This is a genomic window from Rhizobium sp. LC145 (assembly GCF_001005825.1).
In the GTDB taxonomy this organism is placed as follows: domain Bacteria; phylum Pseudomonadota; class Alphaproteobacteria; order Rhizobiales; family Rhizobiaceae; genus Neorhizobium.
The window spans coordinates 144,396-161,263 of the sequence record NZ_LBHV01000004.1 but is presented as its reverse complement, the minus strand read 5'-3'; the positions used below and the strand labels follow the sequence as shown (position 1 = coordinate 161,263).

18 protein-coding genes are annotated in these 16,868 nt (G+C 62.1%); 16 read left to right on the top strand and 2 right to left on the bottom strand.

Annotation, left to right across the window (positions count from 1 at the left end):
- Positions 1 to 120: 120 nt before the first annotated feature.
- Positions 121 to 2,019: a phosphatase PAP2 family protein gene (locus YH62_RS12285; protein ID WP_046794516.1), complete on the top strand. Its 1,899-nt coding sequence runs from the start codon at positions 121 to 123 to the stop codon at positions 2,017 to 2,019.
- 47 nt (positions 2,020 to 2,066) lie between these two features.
- Here YH62_RS12285 and YH62_RS12280 read toward each other — a convergent pair whose 3' ends face one another.
- Positions 2,067 to 2,504 carry a DUF488 domain-containing protein gene (locus YH62_RS12280; RefSeq protein WP_046794515.1) on the bottom strand — a complete coding sequence of 146 codons (438 nt, stop codon included), beginning with the start codon at positions 2,502 to 2,504 and terminating at the stop codon, positions 2,067 to 2,069.
- 48 nt (positions 2,505 to 2,552) lie between these two features.
- Positions 2,553 to 2,870 (bottom strand): putative quinol monooxygenase, encoded by a 318-nt coding sequence (locus tag YH62_RS12275; RefSeq protein WP_046795061.1) that lies wholly within the window; start codon positions 2,868 to 2,870, stop codon positions 2,553 to 2,555.
- Positions 2,871 to 3,105: 235 nt separating this feature from the next.
- On the opposite strand from YH62_RS12275, the gene urtA reads away from it, so the two are divergent.
- The 15 genes from urtA (at position 3,106) to ureG (ending at position 16,839) form a co-directional block, all read left to right on the top strand.
- Positions 3,106 to 4,395 (top strand): urea ABC transporter substrate-binding protein, encoded by a 1,290-nt coding sequence (urtA, locus tag YH62_RS12270; RefSeq protein WP_046794514.1) that lies wholly within the window; start codon positions 3,106 to 3,108, stop codon positions 4,393 to 4,395.
- 171 nt (positions 4,396 to 4,566) lie between these two features.
- Positions 4,567 to 6,183 carry an urea ABC transporter permease subunit UrtB gene (gene urtB / locus YH62_RS12265; protein WP_046794513.1) on the top strand — a complete coding sequence of 539 codons (1,617 nt, stop codon included), beginning with the start codon at positions 4,567 to 4,569 and terminating at the stop codon, positions 6,181 to 6,183.
- Positions 6,180 to 7,343, top strand: a complete 1,164-nt coding sequence (gene urtC, locus YH62_RS12260; RefSeq protein ID WP_046794512.1) for an urea ABC transporter permease subunit UrtC — start codon at positions 6,180 to 6,182, stop codon at positions 7,341 to 7,343. Before urtB ends, urtC begins: the two co-directional genes overlap by 4 nt.
- 4 nt (positions 7,344 to 7,347) lie before the next feature.
- A complete protein-coding gene (urtD, locus tag YH62_RS12255) occupies positions 7,348 to 8,109 on the top strand; it encodes an urea ABC transporter ATP-binding protein UrtD (RefSeq protein ID WP_046794511.1) in 762 nt (253 codons plus the stop codon).
- A gap of 192 nt (positions 8,110 to 8,301) precedes the next feature.
- Entirely contained in the window at positions 8,302 to 8,997 is a 696-nt protein-coding gene (gene urtE / locus YH62_RS12250) for an urea ABC transporter ATP-binding subunit UrtE (protein WP_046794510.1), read from the top strand.
- A 284-nt stretch (positions 8,998 to 9,281) separates the two neighbouring features.
- Positions 9,282 to 10,331 (top strand): PHB depolymerase family esterase, encoded by a 1,050-nt coding sequence (locus YH62_RS12245; protein ID WP_052760396.1) that lies wholly within the window; start codon positions 9,282 to 9,284, stop codon positions 10,329 to 10,331.
- Entirely contained in the window at positions 10,268 to 11,092 is an 825-nt protein-coding gene (locus YH62_RS12240; RefSeq protein WP_046794509.1) for an urease accessory protein UreD, read from the top strand. The genes YH62_RS12245 and YH62_RS12240 overlap by 64 nt, the downstream gene beginning before the upstream one ends.
- Before the next feature lie 48 nt (positions 11,093 to 11,140).
- Positions 11,141 to 11,443 carry an urease subunit gamma gene (locus tag YH62_RS12235; protein WP_046794508.1) on the top strand — a complete coding sequence of 101 codons (303 nt, stop codon included), beginning with the start codon at positions 11,141 to 11,143 and terminating at the stop codon, positions 11,441 to 11,443.
- Positions 11,444 to 11,462: 19 nt separating this feature from the next.
- On the top strand, positions 11,463 to 11,768 hold the full coding sequence (locus YH62_RS12230) for an urease subunit beta (protein ID WP_046794507.1): 306 nt from the start codon (positions 11,463 to 11,465) through the stop codon (positions 11,766 to 11,768).
- A 165-nt stretch (positions 11,769 to 11,933) separates the two neighbouring features.
- Positions 11,934 to 13,643, top strand: coding sequence for an urease subunit alpha (gene ureC, locus YH62_RS12225; RefSeq protein ID WP_046794506.1), 1,710 nt, complete (start codon positions 11,934 to 11,936; stop codon positions 13,641 to 13,643).
- A 50-nt stretch (positions 13,644 to 13,693) separates the two neighbouring features.
- Positions 13,694 to 14,302, top strand: a complete 609-nt coding sequence (locus tag YH62_RS12220) for a LysE family translocator (protein ID WP_046794505.1) — start codon at positions 13,694 to 13,696, stop codon at positions 14,300 to 14,302.
- A 35-nt stretch (positions 14,303 to 14,337) separates the two neighbouring features.
- Complete coding sequence (locus tag YH62_RS30085; RefSeq protein ID WP_046794504.1) at positions 14,338 to 15,009, top strand: TIGR02117 family protein; 672 nt, start codon at positions 14,338 to 14,340, stop codon at positions 15,007 to 15,009.
- A gap of 12 nt (positions 15,010 to 15,021) precedes the next feature.
- Complete coding sequence (ureE, locus tag YH62_RS30080) at positions 15,022 to 15,507, top strand: urease accessory protein UreE (RefSeq protein ID WP_046794503.1); 486 nt, start codon at positions 15,022 to 15,024, stop codon at positions 15,505 to 15,507.
- Positions 15,508 to 15,513: 6 nt separating this feature from the next.
- Positions 15,514 to 16,185 (top strand): urease accessory protein UreF, encoded by a 672-nt coding sequence (locus YH62_RS12205; protein ID WP_046794502.1) that lies wholly within the window; start codon positions 15,514 to 15,516, stop codon positions 16,183 to 16,185.
- Between the two features lie 42 nt (positions 16,186 to 16,227).
- Complete coding sequence (gene ureG / locus YH62_RS12200) at positions 16,228 to 16,839, top strand: urease accessory protein UreG (protein WP_046794501.1); 612 nt, start codon at positions 16,228 to 16,230, stop codon at positions 16,837 to 16,839.
- The last annotated feature ends 29 nt before the right edge of the window (positions 16,840 to 16,868 follow it).

Genomic DNA, 16,868 nt, shown 5'->3' with positions numbered 1-16,868 from the left:
CTGCTGTGGGTAATTCGCCATCATCTGCCGGAAGAAGAGAAAACCTGTCATCTTTTTGAAATGCGACTGTTACACATGCCTTCTAAACGCTGGCGCATTCTTTCACGATAGGGAGCTTACATGTCTGCTTTGGGTCACTTCCGTTCCACTGTTGCTCTGGTGACGCTGCTTTCTCTCGTGCCTTCAATGGCCGGAGCGGAGACCGCCGGCAAGCTGCCTTATGCGGAGGCCGGCGCCACCAACAAGCGGGGCGATGCGTGTTTTTCGACGGAAAACACCAATGCGGCGGTACATCTTCTCTCAGGTTTCCTGGAAATATGGACGCCGCGCACGCCTTTCGTGGATGCCGGCGTCGAGGCTCCGGCGAATGGCGATTGCCCGGCGGTCGCCAAGACGGATTGGGACGGCATTCCGTTCAGCCCCACCGATGGCCGAATCGTCAACCAGGCCGTTCACGACGCCAATATCGCTTATGTGGTGAAGGTCACGCGGGTGCGTATGGCCGAGCAGGACCTTGCGGTCTATCTCGACGACCGGCGGGGCAAGAACGCCAGCATCGTTGATGGGCTCGGTCCGCTGACGGATGCCTGGAAGGCCGGGTCCAAACAGACGACGACGATCACCGAGGTCGCTGCTGACGCGATCACCGTGAAGTATGAGGACAAGGGCAACAATCGCGGCGCCGGCAGCAAGGCGGACCTGGAGGCCAAGACGGAGGCCAATCCCGACATGGGATTGGCGGTCGATTTCATCAAGGCAGCAAGTGAGGAGGCATCCACCGAGCCGGCCAAGCGCTATTTCAAGTATGCGCGTCCCTATCGCTGGAGCGAGCATGTCGCGGTGCTGCCGACGCTGGAACCGGCCAAGAGCGGCAAGCCCGCCGAGGATGGCGGCTTTCCGAGCGGGCACACGGCCGAAGGCTGGCGCGATGCGCTCGCCATGGCCTATCTGGTGCCGCAGCGTTTCCAGGAGATGCTGGCCCGCGCCACCGAAATGGGCGACAGCCGTATTCTGGCGGGCATGCACTCGCCGCTCGACGTGATGGGCGGCCGGGTGCTGGCGACCGCACAGGTGGCGTACAATCTCAACAAGCCGGGAAATGCGGACCTGAAGCGCGACGCCTATGCGCAAACGCAAGCCTGGCTCGCCACGAAGACCGGCGTCCAGGATACAGACGAACTCTTCGTGCTGGCCCATTCGGCATCACCCGAAGAGGATCGCTTCGCCGAGCATGATGCAAACCAGGCCTATGTGCGCGATCGCCTAAGCTATGGCTTCCAGCCGATCCATGCGGTGGATCAGCCTGCCCGGGTGCCGAAGGGGGCGGAAGTGCTGCTCGAGACCCGTCTGCCCTATCTCGATGCCGAGCAGCGCCGCGAAGTCCTGAGGACGACGGCGATCGCTTCCGGCTATCCGCTGCTTGACGATGCGGAAGGATACGGTCGCCTCAATATTTTCGCCGCCGCTGATGGATATGGCGCGTTCGATCAGGATGTGACGGTCGCGATGGATGCGGCCAAAGGCGGCTTTAATGCGCTCGATACCTGGCGAAACGATATCGGCGGCCGTGGCGGACTAGTGAAGCGCGGTGAAGGCACGCTTGCTCTCGCCGGAATCAATACCTATGCCGGTGAAACCAGGGTGGAAGAGGGAGCGCTGGTCGCCGGATCTCCGTCGGCTGTCGGAACGGGCTCTCTCTCGGTCGGCAACGGCAATCTCGTGGTCGCGGCGTCTGACGCTCTGCTGATCGATGGGGATTTCAGCCAGGAAGACAAGGGCAGCCTGGCGGTCACCCTCGGCGAGGGTACGGCCGGGCACCTGATCGTCAAGGGTTCGGCCAAGCTCGCCGGGCGATTGGTCGTCAACCTGCCGGAAGATTATGCGCCGAAGGCGGGCGAGAAGATCGAGCTGATCAAGGCGAGTTCTGTTTCTGGCACGTTCGGCGCCGTCGAGATCGAAGGCCACAAGGCAAGTGTCGAATACGGCCCGTCCGGCGTCACGCTCACCATCGACGGCTGATTTGCAGCAGCACCGGCCATCGCATCCCATTGATGCGGTGGCTCCGACTACAGATGGTGGACTTGCAGCTTGCCGTCCCATTTGTCGTTCAGGTATTCGCAGACCAGCCGCCGGTGGCAATGATGCGGCGTATCCTCCGAGCAGAGCAGGCAGGCATTTCTGAACATTTCCGGCTTCAGCCGCGTCTCGATCTTCCGTTCGGCCATCAGGCCGAGAAAGTCCCGCTGGAAAACATCCCAAGGTCCCTTCTCTTTCTTGAACGCGCCCATGATCTCTTCGGTCGGCGCCAGCAGCGGCTCGTGGACATAATCCGCGCCGCAGAGCTCCTTGAGGAAGTAAGGAAGGTCTTCCGCCTTGGCGAAGCCGGCGAGTTGCGAGCTGTTGTGGAGGCGCACGTCGATCAGCCGCTTGACGCCGGCTTCCTTCAGGCGGCCGAAGAAGCCTTGCGCTGTCGTCTTCGTGAACCCGATCGTGGTGACGTTCATGGCGGCGCTCCTCATCCGCCGCCTATCTTTCGCAGGCGTTCGGAAGTGTCAATCGCGACCGCTTGCCCGATCGCTCCGCAGCGGATGCCAAACGGAGATGTCGCGCGGATTTGCGAGTAGCTCCGGCAGCGCGGCCTGCCATTCGTTGCGATAGGGGCGCTTCACCTGCACCTCCAGAACGTCCCGATGATCCTCCCAGGTCTCGTAGAGCATCATGCGGTTTTCGTTTTCCGGATCCGCGTGGAGAACGGCTTCGTGGAACATGGGCTCATGCCGCATGGCGTCGAGCACGCTGCCCAGCAGCGCCATGAATCTTTCGCGCTGCTCGGGGCGGATATCGAACTTGATGAGATAGGTGACCGGCATGGCACTCTCCTTGCGACGTTCATGGGCGATGGACGTGAAGTAAGCCTCGCCGGTCGTCAGGTCGATTACCTTGGAGGTCATAATTCCCGACCTCACCGAAGGCTTCCCGTTTCTCCCCTGCCGGTACGTCATATGACGTATGTGGTTTCGCGCTGCAGCACCCGATAGTTCTCGCAGCGACGGTCCAAACCTGCTTGAGCCCGTTGCCGACGAACAAGAAGAGGGGTTCGAACCAATGAATTTCAAGGCAAAGCTCGGTGGCGCATTGCTCGCCGCCGCCCTGTCCACGACCGCCTTCCATGGCGCATTCGCACAGGAAGACACGATCAAGATCGGCGTCCTGCATTCTCTTTCGGGCACGATGGCGATTTCCGAGACGACGCTGAAAGACGCCATGCTGATGCTCGTCGAAGAGCAGAACAAGAAGGGCGGCGTACTCGGCAAGAAGCTTGAGGCCGTCGTCGTCGATCCGGCTTCCGACTGGCCGCTGTTTGCCGAAAAGGCCCGCCAGCTGATTTCCCAGGACAAGGTCGCCGCCGTCTTCGGCTGCTGGACCTCTTCGTCGCGCAAGTCCGTGCTGCCGGTCTTCGAGGAGCTGAACTCGATCCTCTTCTATCCGGTTCAGTACGAGGGTGAGGAATCCTCGCGCAACATCTTCTATACCGGCGCCGCTCCGAACCAGCAGGCCATTCCGGCGGTCGATTACCTTGCCGAGACCGAGGGCGTCGAGCGCTGGGTGCTGGCCGGCACCGACTACGTCTATCCGCAGACGACCAACAAGATCCTCAAGGCCTATCTGATGTCCAAGGGCGTCGCCGAAGAGGATATCATGATCAACTACACGCCGTTCGGTCATTCCGACTGGCAGACGATCGTGACCGACATCAAGAACTTCGGCTCCGCCGGCAAGAAGACCGCCGTCGTCTCCACCATCAATGGCGATGCCAACGTTCCCTTCTACAAGGAACTGGCCAACCAGGGCGTAAAGGCTGAAGATATCCCGGTCGTCGCCTTCTCGGTCGGCGAAGAGGAACTTGCCGGTCTCGATACCGCCCCGCTCGTCGGCCATCTCGCCGCCTGGAACTATTTCCAGTCGGTCGAAAGCGAGGCGAATGCCCAGTTCATCGAACAGTGGCATGCCTTCACCAAGAACGACAAGCGCGTCACCAATGACCCGATGGAAGCAGCCTATATCGGCTTCAACGCCTGGGTGAAGGCGGTCGAAGCCGCCGGCACCACCGATACGGATGCCGTGCTTGACTCGATCATCGGCGTTTCCGTTCCGAACCTTTCGGGCGGCACCTCCACCGTCATGCCGAACCACCACATCACCAAGCCGGTGCTGATCGGTGAAATCCAGGCGGACGGCCAGTTCGAAGTCGTCCAGGAAACGCCGCCGGTCGTCGGCGACGAATGGTCCGATTACCTGCCGGACTCGAAGGACCTGATCGCCGATTGGCGCAAGCCCATGGAGTGCGGCAACTTCAACGTCGCCACGGGAAAATGCGGCGGCAAGGGTAGCTGATCTTTTACCTCCCCCTTGAGGGGGGAGGTCATCGCGAAGCGATGGGTTGGGGTGAACAGGCAAAAGTCACCCCACCCCGAACCTTCGGTTCGACCCTCCCCCTTAAGGGGAGGGTGAGCGGTTGCCGGACCGCCAATCGCGCCAGCAACCGTCATCGAAAAGGGTGATGTCGTGAACCCCAAAAAACTTCTTCAAACGTTTCTAATTCTTATTCTTTCTGCCCTCGCCGCACCCGCCTTCGCGCAGGGTGCCGATCCGAAGCCGCTGTTCAATCAGCTGGCGGACGCCAATTTCAATCGGGCCGAGGAACTGATCAGCCAGATCGCTGCGACCGGCGATCCGCGCGTGGTTTCCGCTCTCGAAGCCTTTGCCGAAGGCGATCTCTATTTCCGCAAGTCCGACAAGGCGGTCTTCATCGCCAAGGCTGCCGGTTCGAATGTCGCGCTGACCGATGCCCTCACCGGTGAAAGCGCGGGCGACGCGCCGAAGGCTGCCGTTACCAAGATCCGCGTCAATAACAATCTCCGCCGTGTCATCCGCTCCGCCCTCGGCGGTCTCACTCTGCTCAGCCCCGACCGCGCCGTGCGGCTCTCGGCAGCCGATGCCGTGTTGCGCTCTCCGAGCCCGGAAAACCTCGAACTCGTGGAAGCCGCGCTCGCCAAGGAAACCGATGCGGAGGTGAAGACCCGGATGGAAGAGGCGCGCGCCGTTTCGCTGCTCTCCTCCGATCGCTCCGTCGAGGAGAAGCGCGCCGCGATAGAGACCATCCGCAACTATGGCGGTCGTGACGCGATCGGCATCCTGCGCGCCGCCTATGGCTCGGCCGATGCCAGCCTGCAGACGGAGATCGACGCCGCCGTCGCTTCGATCGAAGGCGATCTGGCGCTGTGGGACATGGCGCAGAACGTCTGGTATGGGCTGTCGCTCGGCTCGGTCCTGCTGCTTGCGGCGATCGGCCTTGCGATCACCTTCGGCGTGATGGGCATCATCAACATGGCGCATGGCGAGATGGTCATGCTCGGCGCCTATTCCACCTTTGTCGTGCAGGAGCTGATCCGCGCCAACGCGCCGGGCCTGTTCGACTGGTCGCTGGCGATCGCGCTGCCCGTCGCGTTCATCGTGACCGGCGCCGTCGGTCTCGTGCTGGAGCGCGGCGTCATCCGTTTCCTTTACGGCCGGCCGCTCGAAACCCTGCTCGCCACCTGGGGCGTCTCGCTGATCCTGCAACAGGCGATCCGCTCGATCTTCGGCCCCACCAACCGTGAAGTTGGCAATCCTTCCTGGATGTCCGGTTCCTTCGGTTTGGGCGGCATGACGGTCACCTGGAACCGGCTCTGGATCATCGTCTTCTCGCTGACGATCTTTTTCGCGCTACTGGTGCTTCTGAAGCGCTCGGCTTTCGGTCTTCAGATGCGCGCCGTCACCCAGAACCGCCGCATGGCGTCGTCCATGGGCATCCGCACGCCCTGGATCGACGCCTTCACCTTCGCGCTCGGTTCCGGCATTGCAGGGATTGCGGGCGTGGCGCTTTCCCAGATCGACAACGTCTCGCCGAACCTCGGCCAGAGCTACATCATCGACAGTTTCATGGTGGTGGTCTTCGGCGGTGTGGGCAATCTCTGGGGCACGCTGGTGGGCGCCATGTCGCTCGGCATCCTCAACAAGTTCCTTGAACCTTCGGTTGGCGCGGTACTCGGCAAGATCCTCGTGCTGGTGCTCATCATCCTCTTCATCCAGAAACGTCCGCGCGGCCTCTTCGCGCTCAAGGGAAGGGCGGTGGAAGCATGATTACGGGCTTCATTCTGCGCGCGCTCGACGGCAAGATCATCGTCGCCATTGCCATATTGCTCGGCGTTGCCATCCTCGTGCCGGCGCTCAACCTGCTCACCCCACCGGATAGCGCCTTCCATATCCCCACCTATGCCATGGCGCTGATGGGCAAGTATCTCTGCTACGCGCTGCTGGCGCTGGCGCTCGATCTCGTCTGGGGCTATTGCGGCATCCTTTCGCTCGGCCACGGCGCCTTCTTCGCGCTCGGCGGCTATGCCATGGGCATGTATCTGATGCGGCAGATCGGCAGCCGCGGCGTCTACGGCAATCCCGAACTGCCGGATTTCATGGTGTTCCTCAACTGGCAGGAGCTTCCCTGGTTCTGGCACGGGTTCGACATGTTCTGGTTCGCCATGCTGATGGTGCTTGTCGTGCCGGGCCTGCTCGCCTTCGTGTTCGGCTGGTTCGCTTTCCGCTCCCGCGTCAACGGCGTCTATCTCTCAATCATCACCCAGGCGATGACCTATGCGCTGATGCTCGCCTTCTTCCGCAACGACATGGGCTTCGGCGGTAATAACGGGTTGACGGACTACAAGGATATCCTTGGCTTCTCGGTCCAGGCGGACGGCACGCGCGCCGTGCTCTTCGCCATGTCGGCGGTGATGCTGGCGCTCTGCCTGCTGATCGCCTCCGGCATTGTTCGCTCCAAGTTCGGCAAGGTGCTGGTCGGCGTGCGCGATGCCGAAAGCCGGGTGCGCTTCCTCGGCTTCCGAGTCGAGCATATCAAGCTCTTCACCTTCGTCGTCTCCGCCATGATGGCCGGCATTGCCGGCGCGCTCTTCGTGCCGCAGGTCGGCATCATCAACCCCGGTGAATTCGCGCCTGCCAACTCCATCGAAGTGGTGGTGTGGACGGCGGTCGGCGGGCGCGGCACGCTGATCGGGCCGATCATCGGCGCGGTTCTGGTCAATTCCGGGAAAAGCTTCTTCACCGGCGCCTTCCCGGAATTCTGGCTTTACGCGCTGGGCGGCCTCTTCATCGCCGTCACGCTCTTCCTGCCGAAGGGTATCGTCGGGACGATCCAACACGGCTTCAGCTCCCGCAAGGCCATGAAGGCCGCTCGCGAGGCGGAAAAGGGCAGGGACGCCCAAACCCCGATGGCACAGGCAGCGGAGTGAGACGATGAACACGATTGCCGAAACCAGAGCCAAGAGCCTGCTTTACCTCGATGGTGTTTCCGTCTCGTTCGACGGGTTCAAGGCGCTGAATTCGCTCTCCTTCGTGGTGGAGCCGGGTGAGCTTCGCGCCATCATCGGCCCGAACGGGGCCGGCAAGACGACAATGATGGACATCATCACCGGCAAGACGCGGCCCGACACCGGCACAGTGCTATTCGAAGACACCGTCGACCTTACGAAAAAGGACGAGGCCGACATCGCCCAGCTCGGCATCGGCCGGAAGTTTCAGAAGCCGACAGTCTTCGAAAGCCATACGGTCTGGGACAATCTGGAGCTGGCGCTGAACCGCTTGCGCGGTGTCTTCGCAACGCTGTTTTACAAGCTCTCGCCGGAAGACAAGGCGCGCATCGAGGAAATCCTCGAGACGATCCGCATGACGCACCGGAAGGACGAACTGGCCGCAAACCTTTCGCATGGCCAGAAGCAGTGGCTGGAGATCGGCATGCTGCTGGCGCAGGAACCGAAACTCCTTCTGGTGGACGAGCCGGTCGCGGGCATGACGGATGCGGAAACGGCGGAGACGGCCGTGCTCCTGAAGGAGATCGCCAAGACGCGCTCTGTCGTAGTGGTCGAGCATGACATGGGTTTCATCCGTGAGCTTGGAGTGAAGGTGACGTGTCTGGCGGAAGGTTCGGTGCTGGCGGAAGGTTCGATCGATTTCGTCTCGAACGATCCGAAGGTGATCGAGAATTATCTGGGGCGGTGAGGTGAACGCTGTGCCACATGTTGAAGAAAGTCCCCTCCCCAACCCCTCCCCACAAGGGGGAGGGGCTTCAACGCCCTGCTCGGCGCTTTCGCTTGAGGCAACAAGGTGCCACGAGTCTTTTCCCCCCTTGTGGGGGAGATGGCCGGCAGGCCAGAGGGGGAGTTATTTGGCGCTGACTCTGCGGAGATCCTTATGCTGACAGTCAACAACGTCAATCTCCATTACGGCGCGGCGCAGGCGCTGCGTGGTGTGTCGATCACCGCCGAGATGGGCAAGATCACCTGTGTGCTGGGGCGGAACGGCGTGGGGAAGAGCTCTCTTCTCCGCGCCGTTACCGGCCAGCATGCGGTGAGTGGCGGCGTCATCAGCTTCCAGGGCGAGGTGCTGAACGGTCTCGCTCCCTATGCGCGCGCCAAGCACGGCATCGGCTATGTGCCGCAGGGGCGGGAAATCTTCCCGCTGCTCACCGTCCAGGAAAACCTCGAAAGCGGCTATGCGCCGCTTGCCCGCAAGGAGCGGTTCGTTCCGGACGAGATATTCGACCTGTTCCCGGTGCTGAAATCCATGCTCGGCCGTCGCGGCGGAGACTTGTCCGGGGGGCAGCAACAGCAGTTGGCGATCGGCCGCGCCATGGTCACGCGGCCGAAGATCCTGGTGCTGGACGAGCCGACCGAAGGTATCCAGCCCTCGATTATCAAGGATATCGGCCGGGCGATCCGCTATCTGCGGGATTCGACCGGCATGGCCATCCTGCTGGTCGAACAATATCTCGATTTCTGCCGGGAGCTTGCCGATCAGGTCTACATCATGGATCGCGGTGAGATCGTTCACGAAGGTCCGGCCGAGACGCTGGATATGCCGGAAGCAAGGCGGCATCTCACCGTATGAACCCAGTATTTCACGGATGAAGGTTTATATCCCGGCGCAGTATTTCGTGCATTTCACCAGGGTCTAATATGTGTTACCAAGGCGGCGTTTAGGGCAGCCCCGCACATTGTCGACACTGCTCGTGCACTCATGATGAGGCGCTGATGGATTTTGCTCGCGTTCCCGGTACCTTTTCCAGGCCCGCTCTTGCTCGCGTCGTCGCAGTAGGGGCTTTTTTATTGGGCGCGAGTACGGTGCAGGCTCTGGCGGGGTGCGGCCAGCCGATGGAGCCGGGGCGACACCCCATGACGATCCGCTCGACGGATGCGGTGCGGTCCGGCGTCTATTTCGTCCCGTCTTCCTATACCGGCGCCCAGAAGGTGCCGGTGGTGTTCGATTTCCACGGCAGCAACAGCAATCCGAATGGCCAGCTTGCCCGCAGTTCCTGGGACAAGATGGCCGAGCGCGAGGGCTTCATCGTGGTCGCCCTTCAGGGAAGCCTTACCGGCAATATGCCGGGCACCTATGCCTGGAACGTGCCCTATGTCACGACCCAGCCCGGCGGGCTCGACGAGGTAGGCTTCATCAAGGCGACCCTCGGCCAGGTCAAGCAGGAATTCTGCGTCGATCCGTCTCGCATCTACGCCTCGGGTTATTCCGGCGGCGGGCGCATGCTCTCGGCCTATATCTGCGGCGGCAATGACGATTTCGCGGCGGCCGGTTTCGTGCATTCGCTCCGGGCAGGGCGCCCGATCCAGATCGAAGGAAAGTGGGCCCCGGATACGGAAGGCTGCAAGCCGGCAAAGCCGGTCTCGATCATGGCGTTCGCCGGCGAGAAGGATAGTGCCAATCCCTATGCCGGCGGCGGAAAGACCTATTGGCAATATGGTTTCAAGGCGGCGGTGAAGCGCTGGACGGAGCTTGACGGCTGCACCGGCAACGGCAAGACCGAAACGATCGGCGGCATCACCTACAGCCTTCACGATACCTGCAAGGCGGGCGCGCGGATTGCTTCCTATGTCTTCGCGAACGGTACGCACGACTGGCCGAAGCCGAGCGCGACCGAGAAGGTGATCGCCGCTGCCGCGGAGGTGGAGGCGGGCGTCGTCAAGGTCTCGTCCGCCAAGAAGCCGAGCTTCGATCCCAATATTGATCCTGCGTCGAGAATGTGGGAGTTCTTCCGCAAGGCCGACAGCACGGACGTCATCGCCACCGCTGCGCCGGCCAAGAGCAAGTCTGGCACGGCTGTTGCATCGGATTGCGCGACAGGAGCCGAACTTCAGGGGACGACGTGCAGCAGCAGCCGGACAGTGGATATGCGCCACAGCGTGCAAGAGGGGCGGGGCGCCTTGTAACCAAGGCGTTCGCGGGCCGCACCCGGCTCGCCGAGTTCTATCAGGAAGGCTGCGCAAAAATTCGCCTTCCCGAGACGTTTTCGCCCGAGATGGAGGCGATCCTCATCAATACTTCCGGAGGGCTGACGGGCGGCGATGTCGTCGAATGGTCCGTTACCGCGGCAGCCTCCACCAATCTTTCCATCACCACCCAGGCCAATGAGAAGATCTACAAGGCAGCCGCCGACACGGCATCGCTTACCACGCGCATTTCGGTCGGGGAGAACGCCTCGGTTCACTGGCTGCCGCAGGAAACGATCCTGTTTAACCGCGCTTCGCTGACCAGGCGGCTTGAGGTCGATCTTCATGAAAGCGCGGAATTCCTGGCCGTCGAAGCCGTCATCTTCGGCCGTCAGGCGATGGGTGAGGCGGTTGGGCAAGGCTTCTTCCGCGATCGCTGGCGGGTGCGCCGCGAGGGCAGGCTGATCCATGCGGAAGAAGCGCGCTTCGAGGGCGAGATAGAGCGCACGGTGCGGCAGTCGGCCGTCCTTTCCGGCCAGATCGCCTATGCCACGCTCTTCTATTCCGGGCCACTTGCGGAGGCTTTCCTTCCGAAATTGCACCAGTGCCTGGAGGGGGCGACGGGCGGCGTCAGCCATTGGAACGGCAAGCTCGTGGCGAGGCTGACCGCGCCGAGCGGGTTCGAGTTGAGAAAAGTTCTGGTACCGGCAATTACCGTATTGCGAAACGGCGCGGCGGTGCCAAAAGTCTGGAACATCTGATTTGCCACATCCGAATTTCCCATATCGGAATTTGATCGCGGGACGCCCATGAACCTGACGCCGAGAGAAAAAGACAAACTGCTGATCGCCATGGCGGCGATCGTCGCGCGCCGACGGCTGGAGCGTGGGGTGAAGCTCAACTATCCGGAAGCGATCGCGCTGATCACCGATTTCGTGGTGGAAGGGGCCCGCGACGGCCGTTCCGTCGCCGACCTCATGGAAGCCGGTGCGCATGTCATCACCCGCGAGCAGGTGATGGAAGGTATCGCGGAGATGATCCACGACGTGCAGGTGGAAGCGACGTTCCCGGACGGCACCAAGCTCGTCACCGTGCATGAACCGATACGTTAAGACCGTGGGAGATTGATTCATGATTCCGGGCGAAGTGATTGCCGCCAAAGGCGAAATCGAGCTCAATGCCGGCGCGCCGACGGTGACGATAGAAGTCTCCAATACCGGCGACCGGCCGATACAGGTCGGCAGCCATTATCATTTCTTCGAGACGAATAACGGTCTCTCCTTCGACCGCGAAAAGGCGCGCGGCATGCGGCTCGACATTCCCGCCGGAACGGCCGTTCGCTTCGAGCCCGGCCAGATGAGGGCTGTGACGCTGATCCCGCTTTCGGGCAAGCGCACGGTCTACGGTTTCCAGCAGAAGGTCATGGGCGCGCTGTGATGGCATGCCCACAACCGTCATCCTCGGGCTTGTGCCGAGGATCTGCCATAAGAAGAAGAAATAGTTCCATCAGTCGTGACAGACACACAAGCGTACCGCCCCACGTTTTTCCGTTGTAGATCCTCGGGACAAGTCCGAGGATGACGAAGCAGGTGAGATAGAGCCATGCCCTACAAGATGCCCCGCGCCGCCTATGCCAGCATGTTCGGCCCGACCGTGGGCGACAAGGTCCGGCTTGCCGATACCGAGCTCTTCATCGAGGTGGAGAAGGATTTCACCACCTATGGCGAGGAAGTGAAGTTCGGCGGCGGCAAGGTAATCCGCGACGGCATGGGCCAGAGCCAGGCCACGCGCGCGGAAGGGGCGGTAGATACCGTCATCACCAACGCGGTGATCGTCGACCATTCCGGCATCTACAAGGCCGATGTCGGCCTGAAGAACGGCCGCATCCATGCGATCGGCAAGGCGGGCAATCCGGATACGCAGCCCGGCGTGACGATCATCGTCGGGCCGTCGACGGAGGCGATTGCCGGCGAAGGCAAGATCCTGACGGCCGGCGGCATGGATGCGCATATCCACTTCATCTGCCCGCAGCAGATCGAGGAAGCGCTGATGAGCGGCGTCACGACCATGCTCGGCGGGGGCTCGGGCCCGGCGCATGGCACGCTTGCCACCACCTGCACCGGCGCATGGCATATCGAGCGGATGATCGAGAGCTTCGATGCCTTCCCGATGAATCTCGCCCTTGCCGGCAAGGGCAATGCCTCGCTTCCCGCGCCGATCGAAGAAATGATCCTCGCCGGCGCTTCCAGCCTCAAGCTGCACGAGGATTGGGGCACGACGCCGGCCGCGATCGACAACTGCCTCACCGTCGCCGATCAGTACGACGTGCAGGTGATGATCCACACCGACACGCTGAACGAGAGCGGCTTCGTGGAGGATACCGTCGCGGCGATCAAGGGCCGCACCATCCATGCCTTCCATACGGAAGGGGCGGGCGGAGGCCATGCGCCGGACATCATCAAGGTCTGCGGGCAGCCGAACGTCATCCCGTCCTCCACCAACCCGACGCGGCCCTATACGGTCAACACGCTCGCCGAGCATCTCGACATGCTGATGGTCTGCCATCACCTGTCTCCGTCGATCCCCGAGGACATCGCATTCGCCGAAAGCCGTATCCGCAAGGAAACGATCGCGGCCGAAGACATCCTGCACGATATCGGCGCGTTCTCGATCATCTCGTCGGACAGCCAGGCCATGGGCCGCGTCGGCGAAGTGGCGATTCGCACCTGGCAGACGGCCGACAAGATGAAGCGGCAGCGCGGGCAGTTGAAGGAAGAGACCGGCGACAACGACAATTTCCGTGTCCGCCGCTATATCGCCAAATACACGATCAATCCGGCGATCGCGCACGGCGTCTCCCACGAGATCGGCTCGGTCGAAGTGGGAAAACGCGCCGACCTCGTGCTCTGGAACCCGGCCTTCTTCGGCGTGAAGCCGGAAATGGTGCTGCTCGGCGGCTCGATCGCTGCAGCCCCGATGGGCGATCCGAATGCCTCCATCCCGACACCGCAGCCGATGCATTATCGGCCGATGTTCGCAGCCTACGGCAAACTCCGGACGAACTCCTCCGTCACCTTCGTCTCGCAGGCTTCGCTGGATGCCGGGCTTGCGCAGCGTCTCGGCGTCGCCAAGAAGCTGGTGGCGGTGAAGAATGTGCGCGGTGGCATCTCCAAGGCCTCGATGATCCACAATTCGGCGACGCCGCATGTGGAGGTCGATCCCGAAACCTACGAGGTGCGCGCCGATGGTGAACTCTTGACCTGCGAACCGGCCACCGTGTTGCCGATGGCGCAGCGATACTTTCTGTTCTAACGTTATGCGAGCGGGCCGGACGGCTGCGCCAACTTCAAGGGGAGTTCGTCATGATCGCATGGTCGATATTCGTTCCCGCCTGCTTCGCGCTCAATTGCGCGCCGGGCCCGAACAACATGCTGGCGTTTTCCAATGCGGCGAGGCTTGGCGCGGCACCGGCCCTGCTCGGCGGTCTCGGGCGGATGCCGGCCTTCGCCTTCCTCATATTGATCACCATTCTCGGCCTCGGCGCGGTGCTGGCGGCGTCCTCCGTTGCCTTCACGATCATCAAGTTTGCGGGCGCCATCTACCTCATTTATGTCGGCATCCAGTTCTGGCGGAAGGCTCGGGAACTCGCCTCGATGCGCTCGGCCGATGCCAGCGTAAAAGCGCTGATGCGTCGGGATTTCACGCTCGCCATCAGCAATCCCAAGGCGATCGCCATCTTCACGGCATTCTTCCCGCAGTTCATCGATCCTTCGCAACCTGCCTGGAGCCAGCTTGCGGAGATGGGGATCGTGTTTCTCCTGCTCGAAGTGGGCGCGGTGGCGGTTTACGTGCTGGCCGGCGTGCTGCTGCGCAAGGCGCTCCGTTCGGAACGCATCTTCGTCCATCTCAACCGGCTGGTCGGCGGTGTTCTCGTTGCTTCCGGCGGCTCCATGGCGCTTTCCAGCCGCTGAGCCACGACGCTGAGGTACGGCGCTTTGGAGCGAGAATGAAAAAGGCATTGCGCCGGCTCTTTGCCGCCATTCTGGTGATCGTGCTTGCCGTCGCGGCGGGAACTTTCATCCCGCGTCCCTTGTTTGCTCCCGCCCGCTCGGAGGATTTGGCGGAACGAAGACGTATCCTCGTGCTGTCCAATCCGATCCATAGCGATATCGTTATCTCTCTAACTGAAGACACCCGCGCCGCTTTCGGTTTTCTGGAGCGCTTTGGTGTCCCGGTTGCTGATCCGGCGGCACAATGGTTGGTGGTCGGTTGGGGAGGCCGCGCCTTCTACATCGAAACGCCGACATGGGCGGACCTCAAGGCGCTGCCGGTTCTCCGCGCGCTGACGGTAGACAGCTCGGTCCTGCATGTGGACGTTGCTGGCGAGCTTGATGAAAACCATCCTGCGGTCTCCGCCTTCGATCTCGATTCGGGGCAGTTTCAGCAGCTTTCCGCCTTCATTCAGGCGAGTTTCATGGGCGAAGCCGGCGAAGTCGTTGCGGTTGGAGACACCGGTTATGGAGCGTATGACCGGTTCTTCGAGGCGAAAGGCTATTTCAACGCCTTCCTCGGTTGCAATACCTGGACGGCCGCCGCACTTCGTACTGCCGGATTGCGCACCGGGCTCTGGAATCCGCTGCCGCAGACGCTTACGCTCTCGCTCGAGCTTTTCAATTGATCGGAGTTTTTGATGCAGCATATCCATTCCTACCGCCCGGCCGGCGAGGTCACCGATCCGCCGATCGACACCGTCACCCTTCCGCATGATCTCCGACATCTCCGCCGCAAGCTCCTGCACCTTTCGAACGGCGACATGGTGATGCTCGATCTCAAGGAGGCGGTGCTCTTCCATCATGGCGATCGGCTGGTGCTGGAAAGCGGCGATACTGTCGAAGTGCAGGCCGCACCCGAAAAGCTGTTCGAGGTGAAGGCGCGCGATACGCTTCATCTCATCGAACTCGCCTGGCATCTCGGCAACCGGCACCTTTCGGCGCAGATCGAGGAGGGGCGCATTCTGATCCTGCGTGATCATGTCATCCGCAACATGCTCGAGGGGCTCGGCGCAACGGTTACCGAGGTCGAGGAGCCGTTCCAGCCGGCGCGCGGGGCCTATCATTCGCACGGCAGTCATTCCCATGGGCATTCGCATGGTCATGACCATCATCATCATGACTGACGCGAAATGAGCGGCGGGCTCGATACGCAGGCCCTGCTTCGGTTGATGGCCTGGCTTTCTCCGGCCTTTCCGATCGGCGGCTTTGCCTGGTCTGGCGGGTTGGAAAGGGCGGTGCATGATGGCCTTGTCAGAACCGCGGATGATCTTTCCGATTGGCTTGCCACGCTTATGAGCCACGGCGGCCTGTGGAACGATGCCGTGCTGTTCCGGGAAGCCTTCGGGCAATTCGGGAACGGCGCGGGTTTAAGGGAAGCGTCGGAACTGGGGCTGGCGCTTGCCGGATCGGCGGAGCGGCATGCCGAGACGCTGGCGCTTGGCCGGGCTTTCGTCACGGCGGCATCGGCCTGGCCGGCCGGGGTATTCGAGCTGTTGCCCGCCGACGTGCCGTTTCCGGTCGCAGTCGGATCGGTCGCCGCCGCGCATGGCGTGCCGGCTGAAAAGGCACTGGCAGCCTATCTGCATGCGGCCGTGTCGCAATCGGTCTCGGCGGCGATCCGGCTCGGCGTCTGCGGCCAAAGCGAGGGGGTGGCGGTGATCGCCCGCCTGGAGGCGCAGATCGGGGAGGTGGCGGAGCGCGCGAGCGGTTCGATGCTCGATGATTTCGGAAGCGCTGCCGTGCAGGCGGATATCGCCTCGCTCCGGCATGAGAGGCAGCATTCGCGGCTGTTCCGTTCCTAGACGGGTTAGAATTACGCGAACGATTTTGAAAGGAAGCACACGATGAAATCGGCGAACGGACCCCTGCGGGTGGGCATCGGCGGACCGGTGGGTTCGGGCAAGACCGCGCTCACCGAAAAGCTCTGCAAGGCGATGCGGGAAGAGTATTCCGTCGCGGTCGTCACCAACGACATCTACACCAAGGAGGATGCCGAGGCGCTGGTGCGGATGCAGGCGCTTTCCTCCGACCGCATCGTCGGCGTGGAAACGGGCGGCTGCCCGCACACCGCCATCCGCGAGGACGCGACGATCAATCTGCAGGCGATCGCCGGGCTGACAGAGCGGTTTCCCGATCTCGATGTGGTGTTCATCGAATCCGGCGGCGATAACCTTGCGGCGACCTTCTCGCCCGATCTCGCCGATATCACCATCTATGTGATCTCCACCTGTCAGGGCGAGGAAATCCCACGCAAGGGCGGACCGGGCATCACCCGCTCCGATCTCCTCGTCATCAACAAGAAGGACCTCGCCCCCTATGTCGGGGCCGATCTCGACGTGATGGACCGCGATGCGAGCCGCATGCGGGAGGCGAAACCGCATGTCTTCACGGATTTGAAGCGCGGCGAGGGCGTCGATCACATCGTCCGCTTTTTGCGGGAAAACGGCGGGCTTTGATCCTTACCGTATTCTGTCATCCAGATACG